Source organism: Simiduia sp. 21SJ11W-1 (genome assembly GCF_024138675.1).
Classification (GTDB): domain Bacteria; phylum Pseudomonadota; class Gammaproteobacteria; order Pseudomonadales; family Cellvibrionaceae; genus Simiduia.
The window spans coordinates 493633-505716 of sequence record NZ_CP090959.1; the positions used below are offsets into that span (position 1 = coordinate 493633).

Here is a 12084-nt window from a genome sequence, read left to right on the forward strand (position 1 = left end):
CGCACGATTTGCACATTACACGCCCAAGGGCAATGGCTGGGTACGTGCTATCTGGTCAACACAGAACCAAACCATGTATCGCGGGTAATGGGATGGCGTGAGCTACCAGTGGAGCAATCGCTACAGCTATACCACCAATGAGTACTTTGCGGATTACTGGGGTACGCCGGTTGCCACCTATGGATCCCGCGGAACAGAGAGTACCTACACCTATGATCTTGCCGCCGATAAAAACTATGTGATTCAGGCGATGGCAGATAATGGCCCGGTGGAAAGCTGGGACGGCGGCGCAACCTGGAGCAATGTGTGGATGCGCCAGAATGGTTTTCTATCGGATGTACAAGCGGTAGAAATTGCTACAGCCAACGGCAAGAAAATGGTGCTCGCGCAAATGGCGCCCGGTTTTGGTGGCCTTGCCGGTACTGGCAACTTATACATCAAGCATTTGGATGATTATTCACCCAATGATCAGTGGGAGTTTTATGCCGGTGGTGCCAACTGGCGAGGCGCTTTGCCAGACGGTTTGTTCAGTGATATTGCCGAATCACCAGCGGCGCCCGGTAGAATATTTGTTTTTTCAAGGGGGCATGGCTTGTACCTTCAGCAAAATCTAAACTGGGGGTACAACGAACACATGAAGGGCAAGGACCCTTGGTTCAAAAAAATAAGTAATGGTGTTGCAGGCGGCATTAACTCCGTTAAAAAAATCTCTCCGCACCCCACTAATGCAGACATCGTATACCTGAGTGCCACCAGTGGCGATCAGGGTGTATTCAAAGGCGAATATAACGGCGCTGATTGGGTTTGGGAAAAACTCTATGAAGGTGGCGGTTGGGACGCGGAGGTGCAGGCTTGGGATAATGCGGGGCAACTCATCCTGTTTTATTCTGGAAAAAGCGTTGATGACGGAGAAGGCGATAACTTTGTTGGCGTGATATCTCTGGATGGCGGAACCTCCTGGAAAACCGTATTGAAAAGCACCGACTCACGGTCTGTGGTGTCGCACGACTGGTTTGATGTTGTGACCAGTGGCCCGGCAGCCTACCAGTATCAATTTCAAAGTAAGGGCGGCTTGTTGGGCTACGAAGATAAAGTTTTTATGGCCCACTATGATCATACGTTGCAAAAGCATTATGCCATTCTTGAGGGAACTGTAACCGGTAGCAGCACCGCCAATGCGGCTGTCACCTGGCAGGATATCAGTGGTGACTTGCACTTTGGCGGGCTAACTTCATCGCATCTAGTCAGTAACGATTCCGGTGCGCTTTCCCACTATGTATCTACCGCGGGTGCGGGCGCATGGTTCAGGTCAATGCCCGGAGAAGCCGTAGTTCCCGTCAGCGGTGTCTCAATTGGTGCCTGTCCAACAGATGCAATGAATATAGATGATCAAGTGCGTTTGCTGGGCTCGGTTTTGCCTGCCAATGCAACAGATAAGGGCATCGTTTGGAAGTCGACAGATTCGGGTATTGCCAGCGTTTCAAGCTCGGGTTGGGTCAAGGCCGTGGCGGCGGGAAGTGCGGTTATCAGTGCAACTTCCGCTGATGGCTTGCGCACAAGCAGCTGCGAGGTTTCGGTGCTTGCTGCCGCTGATGGGCAAGGTTATAGGTATTTGACATTGCGGGCCCATGGCACCGTTGAGTTGCCGTCCACAATTCAGCAAATCCATTTTATGCAGCAAGGCGAGTCTTACCCCAGCCCTAAGTTGACATCAGGCACAAAACATTCCGCGTCATCGAGTACTGATGGAAGCAGCGACTATCGTGCCTTTGACAACAGTAACAGTGGTTGGGTTATTGGTGATAATTTCCCGGCTTGGATTACTATCGATTTAGGCCAGGATACTGCCATCACGCCCGATGCAATAATGATAAAAGCGAGCGCAAATAATCGTGCGCTATCTGGCTTCGATATTCTGGGGTCGGACAACGGAAGTGATTGGACGTTGATCCATAGCCGATCTGGGCTCTCAACGTCAGATTATTCCGGATTGACCACCTTACATTTTAACCAGTAGCCCGATCGCGCCCTGGAAACAATTTTTTGTAGTGCCAAGGCGCGATTTTTGTTGGAAACTGGTATCTGTTTTGATTGCCGGTAGTTTTACGTTTAACCCCAACTGTGTTGATCTGTGATTGCTGGTTGCGAGTGAGTGTTGCCGTTAAAATTTAATGCAGGTACAGGCGCGAATGTCTGATTTATCCAAACACCATGAATTGTTAACAGAGCTTATGCGCAACCATTGGGATGCGTGCGATTGGACGGCCTATCGCCTGAGTGACGAGCAGGTTGCGCATTTTCAGGATCAGGGTTACGTGGCCGGTATTCCCATGCTCGATGATGAGTACATTCAGGCCTTGCGCGCAGAGCTTGCCGAGTTGCAGGACCCAGCGCACTCCGGTAATCACCTGTTTCACGAGTTCCATACCAATGAATCCAGCCTGCCTGATCAGGTGCTGTTTCACTCACTGGGCCACTGGCGCATTACGCCCCACTTTCATGATGTGTTGTGGAACCCGCGTTTTTTGGTGCCGGCCTGGCAGCTGTTGGGCCGGCAACCGGTGCGCTTTTGGCACGACCAGTTGTTTTGCAAGCCTGCAAAACACGGTGGCGTAGTGGCTTGGCATCAGGATTACAGCTACTGGACCCGCACTCAGCCCATGCAGCACTTAACCTGCTGGGTTGGCCTGGATGACGCCAATAAAGATAACGGTTGCCTGCATTACATTCCCTGCAGCCACCGTTGGGGGCTATTGGAAAAGCCGGAATTGGCCGGTGATATGCAGGGCCTGGCAGAGTATTTAACACCGGCGCAGCAGCGTGAGTTTGAGGGCCAGGTGGCCGTTGAAATGCCCAAGGGCTATGGGAGTTTTCATCACCCGTTGATGGTGCACGGCTCCTATGAAAACCGCTCGGAACGTGCACGCCGGGCGTTTGTGTTAAATGTGTTTGCCGAGGGTACCCGCTCTGCAAGCCACGAGCCCTTGCTGCCGGGGGTGCCACCAGTGTTGCCGGGTAACGCGCTGGCGGGGCAGTTTTTCCCACTGCTTTATAAGCCGGGCCTGCTTGGGCCGGCCATATAATGGCGGGCCAGATAGCATCTGGCGCTCAAACCGTGAGTTTCAATCGTAAAAGGCCTTTCATGATAGGTAATGAGCGGTTATGATTGGTAAAATTTCACGATCTAGGGATTGGACCCATGCTAGAACGCCAGCGGCACCAGTTGTTATTAGAACTTCTCGACGAGCAGCAATTTGCCAGCGTTGCAGACCTGACCACCCAGTTGAACTCTTCAGAGGCCACCATTCGCCGCGATTTGATCAAACTGCATAAAGAGGGGCGGCTGGAAAAAATCCGTGGCGGTGCGCAGCGGTTGCAAGGCGCGCCTATGCCCTCTACCAAAACGCATATCACGGGCTCCGCGTTTTTGGTGAACAAAGATAAGGCCACTACCGCCAAGCGGGCCATTGCCCAGCGCGCCGTGCAAATGTGTGACGATGGCGAGTTGATTATTGTCAACGGTGGCTCATCCACTTTTATGATGGGCGAGTTTCTGAGCCAGCGCGATGTGTCGGTGCTCACTAACTCTTACTACCTGGCCCAGTACCTGTGCGATAACGGGCAAAACCAGGTAACGGTGCCGAGCGGTGAAATCTATCGCAAGCAGGGCATTATTCTAAGCCCCTTTGAAAACGATTCCATCCAGAATTACCGCAGTAAGCTGATGTTTACCGGTACTGCGGGCATTGGAGAATTCGGTGTTATGGAAACCGATTCGCTGTTGGTACGGGCCGAGCAAAAACTGCGCAAGCAAGCCGAAAAGCTTGTGGTGCTGGCCGATAGCAGCAAGCTGGGCCACAAGAGCAACTTCATTCTCTACCCTATTGATGAGGTGGATGTGCTGATTACCGATGACGGCGCCGATGCCCAAATGGTGGAAAGCATTCGCGCCCACGGAGTAGAGGTGATTTTAGTACCGCTGGCCCAAAGTATTGCACAAGCGGTATAGCTGACCCGGCTTCTCTTTTATTGCTCACGCGAGGCGTGGGCAATCGCTATTTCGTCTGAGAAGGTGCCAGATTTGGTGCCTTTTTCAGGCTTTCGTGTGGTGTTTACTACATTTCCCGCCAGTAATCTTTATATTTCGCTCAAAATTATTCAGTGCTTGACTGTTTGTGATTGAAAATGCTAATTTTTGCCTTCAAACAATAATCACAACAATAACCCGCCGGTAGTCATGGTGGGCTGAGGGCATGAATTATGGCGAATGCCGTACTGCTGAATAATCAAGAGCACCATCAACTCAAGTACCAGCCAACGTTTGGTGAACCCTTTGGCCATAGCGTTGGCCGCATGGTGGTATTTCCCAATGAAATTAAAAACCTGCACGTCCAATACCCGTTGCTATTTGCCAAGGGGCAAGATGGCCTCCAGTTAGTGGCCCTGTTGGGTTTTGGCCCGGAGGAAAACCTGTTTCTTGAGGGCGCTGACTGGAACGCCCATGTGACACCCCTGCTGGCTGCGCGCGGGCCATTCAGTATTGGTTACCAAACCGCCGCGAACGGAACCCAAGCGATGGTGGTGCACGCCGACCTTGCCGATGCCCGGTTGAGTGATGCCGAAGGCGAGGCGCTATTTCTGCCCGAAGGCGGTGCCGCACCCAGATTGCAGCGCGTGCAAGGGCTGCTGGCGGCCATTGATGAAGGGATAAAACAGACAGCGCCTTTTGTAAAATTGCTCGAGCAACACCAGCTGCTGGAGCCGCTTTCGCTGGACGTGTCACTCGGCGAGCAAAGCTATCGGCTGGAAGGTTACTACAGTATTTCCGGCAAGGCGCTGGAAAACGTCTCTGCAGAAGCCTTGCAGGCTCTTCATAAGTCTGGCGCATTGGCTTTGATCTACTGGTTAGTGGGCTCGATGGCGAATGTGTCACGCTTGGCGCACCTAAAGCAAAGGCAGCTGCAACATGCGAGCTGAGGTGAGAGAGCTTGATGGCCTGGCGCTTGCTGAAATTCCGGTACAGGTAGTTAAGGCTTCTTTACCTGTGGTCTTTCGTGGGGCGATCAGTCATTGGCCGCTGGATGAGCTCGGCAATGCCGAAGGTGTGCAGGCTTTTTTTCAAAGGTTTGATTCCGGCCGTCCCATTGTGAGCTACCGCAAGCCTGTCGCAGAGCGTCCGGATTTTGGCTATGCCGAAGGTTGTGAAGCGTTGAGCTTTACCAAGCAGCCTTTAAGCCTTGGGGCTTTTTTTGAAGGCGCGCAGGCCATTGCCAAGGGTTCGGCCGAGCAATCCATCTTCGCACCGTCTGTGCATCTTGATACCCACTTGCCAGGCCTACGCAGTGCATTGTGTGATGAGCTTCCCTACGCTCCCGACGCCTTGATACAGGCCTGGATGGGCGGCCCTTCATTGGTGCCTGCTCATTTCGATAGCCAGCATAATTTTGCCTGCTGTGTGTCTGGCAGGCGTCGCTTCACGCTGCTTGAGCCTGAACAACTCGAGAACTTGTATGTAGGGCCGATGGATTTAACCCCGGCCGGCCAGCCGATCAGCCTGGTAGACCCCTATGCGCCGGACCTTGCGCAACACCCTCGCTATGCCTCTGCCCTGCAGGCGGCCCAATCTGTGGAGCTTGCGCCGGGTGACGTGTTGTATATACCGCCCATGTGGTGGCATCAAGTTGAAGGCCTTGCGCAATTTAATCTGATGATCAACTACTGGTGGCCAAGCCTTGGGGCATACACAGGTGATGCAATGTATGCGCTTTATCACGCCATGCTCACCATCAAAGATCTTCCTGACGACGAGCGCAACGCCTGGCGCAATCTGTTCAAGCACTATGTATTCGACGCACCAAGCGACGGCCGGTTCGAGCATATACCGGCCGCTGCCCGTGGTCGCCTGGATAAACTCGATGCCGCCAGGGCGCGTACCTTGCGTGCCCAGATATTGCGCGCACTTAACGTTTAGGAGGCGCTATGAAGTCGTCTAAATTATTCATAGCACTTGCGCTTGCAAGCCTGGTGGCATGTGGTGGGGGTGGCTCATCGACCGGCGGTGATGCACCAGCACCTACGCCGACACCTACGCCTAGTCCGACACCTAGCCCGGCCCCTAGCCCAACACCTTCAAGCTGGCAGTTTTCCAATAAAACCACATCATCCAACCTTGTACATCATTGGGGTGTGAGCGGTGCGTCAAACGCTACAGATATAAAAGATGAACTGTATTTTGGTGGTGGTGTCGCTCTAGGCGACATTGATGGCGATGGGCTGGATGACATTTTCATAGACTCGGGCGACATCGAGTCTGCAAAACTTTACCGCAACTTAGGTGACGGCCGCTTTGAAAACATTGCGGCAGAAGCAGGCGTTGCGCTGGCCTCACACTTAGGTAGTGGCCCGACATTTGCCGATGTCAATGGAGATGGGCGGGTAGACCTTTTTATTGGTGGCCTTGATGGCCACGCCAATAAACTGTTTATCAATGTGGGTAATAGCCAGTTTCAGGATGCCACAGCCGATGCCAACCTGACATTGAATGCGCCCAATACCTATTCAGCCGCTTTTGGTGACTACAACCTCGACGGCTTTTTGGATCTCGCGCTCTCGCATTGGGGGAATGCCTTTTCCGATGACACTGAAACGTTGTTTGAAGGTACAGGCACGGGTAGCTTTGTTCCAGCCAGCCAACATACAGGCATAGCAAGCCAGTTGTTGGTGGCTGGCAGTGGCGGTGTGCAGGGTGATCGCGATTACACCTTTACCCCGACTTTTGCAGATTTTAACAACGACGGCTGGCCGGATCTGGCCATGGTAGCGGATTTTAAAACCAGCAAGTATTTCCTGAACGACCAGCAGGGTAAATTTGTTGATGCCACAAACAACCAGCTCACAGATGACAGCGGCATGGGTAGCGCAATAGGCGACTACGATAACGATGGCGACCTCGATTGGTTTATTACCAGCATTTATGAAACCAGTGAGCACGGTATTGTACAAACGGGCAATCGCCTGTTTTCCAATAATCTCACAGGTTTTGGGGATCAAAGCTTCGTGTCTCGCATTGAAGACGGAGGCTGGGCTTGGGGCGCATGTTTTGCAGATTTTAACAACGATGGTCTGTTGGACATCTTTCATACCAACGGTTGGGTTGAGCCTTCAAGCTACGATCCGGATCAGCACAACTATCCGGAAGATCAAAGCCGCCTGTTCATGGCTAAAGGCGGTGGGCGATTTGAAGAGCAAGCCATGCTGCGTGGGCTCACTGATGAAGGCCAAGGGCGCGGTGTTGCCTGCTTTGATGCCGACAACGACGGCGATGTGGATTTGTTGCTGGTAAGTAATGAACGGGGTCACAACGCCTTTACCTATTATGAGAATCAAAACGGTAATGCAGCAGGTAACTTTCTTGCTCTCAGCCTGGTCGGTTCCGGTGCCAATACTCAAGCGGCTGGTGCACGAGTGTATGTCACCGCCGGTGGCGTTACCCAAATGCGCGAGCTGATGATCGGTTCAAATTTTACCAGCCAGAATTCCACTCAGTTGCACTTCGGGCTTGGGGAGTCAGAAGTTATTGAAGCACTGAAGGTGCGCTGGCCCGATGGCGCAGAACAAGAAATTACACCGCCATCGGTAAACTCCCGCATTCAATTGGTTCAGCCCTAACAATAATAATTTGAGAGAAACGCAATGAAAAATCATGCTGCATCAAGGCTTACCTTTTTGAGTTGCGCGCTGGCATTACTGAATGCCTGCGGTGGCGGCTCGTCAGGCGGCAGCACCCCGGCACCTTCGCCCACGCCAAGCCCCAGCCCAACGCCCGTGGTAGATACCAAGTCGCCCTCTGTGGCGCGCCAGTGGAATGAGGTGTTACTGGAAGGCATTCGCAACGATTTTGCACGCCCAACGGTGCACGCGCGCAACCTGTTTCATATTTCATCGGCCATGTACGACGCCTGGGCAACGCTCAGCGATGCCAATGCAAGCACCTACCTGCTTGGCAACAGCTTTGGCGATTACAGCTGCGAATTTGAAAGCCACAGCATAGAAAAAAGCCAGGCCAATCAAGAGTTGGCCATAGCGCACGCCGCCTACCGATTGATCGAGCACCGGTTTTTCCGCTCGCCCGGGCAAGAACATATTATGGAAACAGCCGATGGGCTAATGGCCGAGCTTGGCTACAACAAAGATCACACAGATACCGATTACGCCACCAACGGCGCGGCGTCGCTGGGCAACTACATTGCCGATTGTTACATCTATTACGGCTTGCAAGATGGCGCTAACGAGCAGTTCGACTACGCCAACCAGGGCTACGAATACCGCAACGACATTATCGAGCCGCAAAAACCCGGCAACCCCAGCGCCTTGGCCAACAACGATTACAACAGTTGGCAGCCCATTGTGCTGGAAGAATACATTGATCAGGCGGGCAATTTGATCAGCGGCACGCCGCCGTTTCTTTCGCCCGAGTGGGGCCATGTGGCGCCCTTTTCGTTAGACCCGGTAACCGCCACCAGCTACTGGCGCGAGGGTTTTGAATACAAGGTGTATTTTGATCCGGGCATGCCGCCACTGTTGGGTACAGACAGCCGCGATTTCTATCAGTGGAATTTCTCGCTGGTGTCTAAGTGGTCTGCCCACCTAGATCCGGCCGACGGAGTGATGATTGATATCTCGCCAAAATCTCTGGGCAACAATCCGGCGTTGCCTGCTGAAGACACGGTGGCGGCCTATGAAACCTTTTACCAAACCCTGGCCGGTGGCGATGCAAGCCAGGGCTATGAAGTAAACCCGGCAACCGGCGCACCCTACGCCGAACAACGGGTACCACGCGCCGATTATGCGCGCGTACTGGCGGAATTTTGGGCCGATGGCCCAGATTCGGAAACCCCGCCCGGCCATTGGTTTGTGCTGATGAACGATGTGTTCGACCACCCGGATTTTGAATTCCGCTGGCGCGGTGAAGGCGATCTGATTGGCCGCCTGGAGTGGGATGTAAAGTCTTACTTTGCCTTAGGTGGTGCCATGCATGATGCCGCCATTGCCGCCTGGGGCATCAAAGGTTGGTACGATTATTTACGCCCGGTGTCTGCCATTCGCCTGATGGCAGATTTAGGCCAAAGCTCTGATGCAATGCTCCCCAATTACCATGAAGACGGCATTCCCCTGGAGCCCGGTTTTATCGAACTGGTGCAGGCCGGCGACCCATTGGCCGGTGCGGCTGATGAGCATGTGGGCAAAATAAAAGTAAAAGCCTGGCGCGGCCCCGATTACATCGCCGATGTTGAAACCGATATCGCCGGTGTGGATTGGATTCTGGCGGAAAACTGGTGGCCCTACCAGCGGCCCACTTTTGTGAGCCCGCCCTTTGCCGGTTACATTTCTGGCCACTCCACCTATTCACGCGCGGCGGCAGAATTAATGACGCTGCTTACCGGCAGTGCCTATTTCCCCGGTGGCATGAGCGATTATGTGGCCAAGCAAAACGAATTTCTGGTGTTTGAGCAGGGCCCGAGTGTGGATGTTGTGCTGCAGTGGGCCACCTATCGCGACGCATCTGATCAATGCAGTTTGTCGCGCATTTGGGGCGGCATTCACCCGCCGGTAGATGATATTCCAGGCCGCAAAATTGGCGAGGCCATTGGCCCGCAAGCCTTTGCCAAGGCCGAAAGCTATTTCAGCCAGTAGCAACATGGCTGGCACGATTAAACCTGCGTTAATTGATTTTAATAAAAGCTACAGGAGTAAAGAATGAAACTGATCTACCCGCTATGTTTGGCAGCGCTTGTAGGGCTAATGGGCTGCAGTGAGCCTGCCGAAAGTAATGCGCAGGCAAAAAAGGCTGGTGCCCAGCCCAATATTGTTTTCATTCTCACCGACGACCAGCGCTGGGATGCCGTAGGCTATGCCGGTAACGACATTATTCAAACCCCCAATATTGATGCCTTGGCCGAACAGGGTACGCGCTTTTCAAATGCCTTTGTAACTACGTCAATTTGTGCTGCCAGCCGCGCTTCAATCATGACGGGCACCTACGAGCGCCGGCACGGTTTCACCTTTAACGAGCCGCCGCTGCGCACAAAGTTTATTGAAAACTCCTACCCCAAGTTGCTGAAAGATGCAGGTTATACCGTGGGATTTGTAGGTAAGTTCGGTATGCAGTTTGAAGGAGATGCCGATAAAACCCTGTTCGATTACGATGCCCGCCCCGGTGAGAAGGCTGTGGCCGGCCGCTACTACGAACTCAATCTCGATACCCACAAACACGAACACACCACCGAGCGCATTGGCAACCACAGTGTTGAATTTATTCGCAAGGCGGTTGCCAGCGGAAAGCCATTCAACCTTTCTGTAAGCTTCCATGCGCCCCACGCCGATGACCACGACCCAAACCAGTATGTGTATCCGCGTGATCTGGCGCCTTTGTATCAGGATGTGGAGATCCCCGTATCACCCCTTGCGCAAGATAAATACTTTGATGCACTGCCCGAATGGGTAAAAGGCTCCATCAGCAAAAAGCGCTGGTACTGGCGCTTTGATACGGAAGAAAAATATCAAACGATGGTGAAAGGCTACTATCGCATGATCACGGGCCTTGATCGTGAAGTTGGCAAAATTCGCGCAGAGCTTGAAAAACAAGGCGTGGCCGACAACACCGTGATTATGTTCATGGGTGATAACGGTTATTTCCTGGGCGAGCGCCAGCTGGCTGGTAAATGGCTGTTGTATGAAGACAGCCTCAGGGTGCCGTTTTTCGTTTACGACCCACGCAAACCTCAAGCCGAGGTAGACAAATTGGTACTGAACATTGATGTAGCGCCCACCATTTTGCAGTATGCAGGCCTGCCTGTGCCAGAGCTGATGCAGGGCAAAGCGCTGCAGCCGCTGCTGGCGGGTAAAAATATTGATTGGCGCGAGCAATTTTTGGGCGAGCACCTCATGCGCACAGACTGGATTCCCACAACCGAAGGTGTGCGCACGCTGGATAAAAAGTTCATTCGCTACCCGCAACACCCGGGTTACGCAGAGCTGTATGACCTCAAGGAAGATCCGTTGGAAACCAACAACCTCGCAACAGATCCCGCTTACAAAGCGGAGGTTGCGCGTATGAATGCCCTGACTGACCAGCTGATAAACGAGGCCAAATAGATGCCAATGCGCGAGTGTTTGGGCCGGCTGCTATTGGTAGCCGGTATGGCAGGCTGGTTAAGTGCAGCATCCGCAGCTGTAATAGTAGATGCCGATACTGCAAATGAAGTGGATGACCTGTTTGCTGTGACGCGCGCGGCCATTGCCGAGGAGTGGCAGCTTACCGGTGTGACGGCCGCGCAGTGGTCTGCCAGCCATTGGAGCATTCCCAACTCCATGGAAGAGAGCCACCGCCTAAATCAGATGATTCTCGCGCACTTGCAAGTGGAAGTGCCCACCTTTCGCGGTGGGCCAAACCGCCTGTATGACTGGGGCGATCAAGCCCAGCATTCCGCAGCCGCCTACGAAATTATTCGCCAGGCCAAGGCTATGAAACCCGGCCAGAAGCTCAAGGTGTTGGCATTGGGTTCGCTCACCAATGTGGCCTCGGCGCTGTTAATTGAGCCTGCGATTAGCAAAAAGTTGGCGGTTTACTGGTTGGGCTCGCAATACGATTTTGAAACGGGCAAGCATGGCATTGATGACTTCAACTGCATGATGGACATGCAAGCGCTATTTAAAGTGTTTAACGCAGATGTCGAGCTGCATGTCATGCCATTGAATGTGGCCAGTGCACTGACCATGAATTACCGCGAAGTGGAGCAGGCTTTAAAGGGTAAGCACCCTTTGGCCGACTTTTTGTTGCAACGCTGGCAAAGCCATATAGACCCGCTTAAACGCGAGCGCGTGATTTGGGATTTGGCTCTGGTGTATGCCGTGCTTAATCCTTCGCTTGTGAGCGAACAAGTTGTCACAACGCCTGCTCTGTTGGGGCAGCGCAAGGTATGGTTTTACCGCACCATCGATGCGCGCGCCATGATTGATGATTTTATTCAAACGACCGATGAATATTGGCGCACTCAAGCCGTACCTCCTGTCTGAGTTTTTAAA

General features: G+C 53.1%; 9 protein-coding genes. All 9 read left to right on the plus strand.

Annotated features, from left to right (window positions below):
- The first annotated feature begins 97 nt into the window (after positions 1–97).
- Positions 98–2017, plus strand: coding sequence for an Ig-like domain-containing protein (locus tag L1F30_RS02140; protein WP_253358788.1), 1920 nt, complete (start codon positions 98–100; stop codon positions 2015–2017).
- 172 nt (positions 2018–2189) lie between these two features.
- Positions 2190–3083, plus strand: coding sequence for a phytanoyl-CoA dioxygenase family protein (locus L1F30_RS02145; protein WP_253358790.1), 894 nt, complete (start codon positions 2190–2192; stop codon positions 3081–3083).
- A gap of 116 nt (positions 3084–3199) precedes the next feature.
- Entirely contained in the window at positions 3200–4009 is an 810-nt protein-coding gene (locus L1F30_RS02150) for a DeoR/GlpR family DNA-binding transcription regulator (RefSeq protein ID WP_253358796.1), read from the plus strand.
- A gap of 251 nt (positions 4010–4260) precedes the next feature.
- Positions 4261–4977, plus strand: a complete 717-nt coding sequence (locus tag L1F30_RS02155; protein ID WP_253358797.1) for a SapC family protein — start codon at positions 4261–4263, stop codon at positions 4975–4977.
- Positions 4967–5971 (plus strand): cupin-like domain-containing protein, encoded by a 1005-nt coding sequence (locus L1F30_RS02160; protein ID WP_253358800.1) that lies wholly within the window; start codon positions 4967–4969, stop codon positions 5969–5971. The genes L1F30_RS02155 and L1F30_RS02160 overlap by 11 nt, the downstream gene beginning before the upstream one ends.
- 8 nt (positions 5972–5979) lie before the next feature.
- Entirely contained in the window at positions 5980–7668 is a 1689-nt protein-coding gene (locus tag L1F30_RS02165; RefSeq protein ID WP_305879915.1) for a CRTAC1 family protein, read from the plus strand.
- Between the two features lie 24 nt (positions 7669–7692).
- Positions 7693–9693, plus strand: coding sequence for a vanadium-dependent haloperoxidase (locus L1F30_RS02170; RefSeq protein WP_253358802.1), 2001 nt, complete (start codon positions 7693–7695; stop codon positions 9691–9693).
- Positions 9694–9756: 63 nt separating this feature from the next.
- On the plus strand, positions 9757–11154 hold the full coding sequence (locus tag L1F30_RS02175) for a sulfatase (protein ID WP_253358803.1): 1398 nt from the start codon (positions 9757–9759) through the stop codon (positions 11152–11154).
- The gene (locus L1F30_RS02180) at positions 11155–12075 is read left to right on the plus strand and encodes a nucleoside hydrolase (protein ID WP_253358805.1); all 921 of its coding nucleotides are present in this window, start codon (positions 11155–11157) and stop codon (positions 12073–12075) included.
- Positions 12076–12084 lie beyond the last annotated feature (9 nt).

Excerpts from the sequence above, each read along its gene's own strand:
- L1F30_RS02180 (WP_253358805.1), top strand. The coding sequence starts at position 11,155 with ATGCCAATGCGCGAGTGTTTGGGCCGGCTGCTATTGGTAGCCGGTATG.
- L1F30_RS02155 (WP_253358797.1), top strand. The coding sequence starts at position 4,261 with ATGGCGAATGCCGTACTGCTGAATAATCAAGAGCACCATCAACTCAAG.
- L1F30_RS02145 (WP_253358790.1), top strand. The coding sequence starts at position 2,190 with ATGTCTGATTTATCCAAACACCATGAATTGTTAACAGAGCTTATGCGC.
- L1F30_RS02150 (WP_253358796.1), top strand. The coding sequence starts at position 3,200 with ATGCTAGAACGCCAGCGGCACCAGTTGTTATTAGAACTTCTCGACGAG.
- L1F30_RS02165 (WP_305879915.1), top strand. The coding sequence starts at position 5,980 with ATGAAGTCGTCTAAATTATTCATAGCACTTGCGCTTGCAAGCCTGGTG.
- L1F30_RS02170 (WP_253358802.1), top strand. The coding sequence starts at position 7,693 with ATGAAAAATCATGCTGCATCAAGGCTTACCTTTTTGAGTTGCGCGCTG.
- L1F30_RS02175 (WP_253358803.1), top strand. The coding sequence starts at position 9,757 with ATGAAACTGATCTACCCGCTATGTTTGGCAGCGCTTGTAGGGCTAATG.
- L1F30_RS02160 (WP_253358800.1), top strand. The coding sequence starts at position 4,967 with ATGCGAGCTGAGGTGAGAGAGCTTGATGGCCTGGCGCTTGCTGAAATT.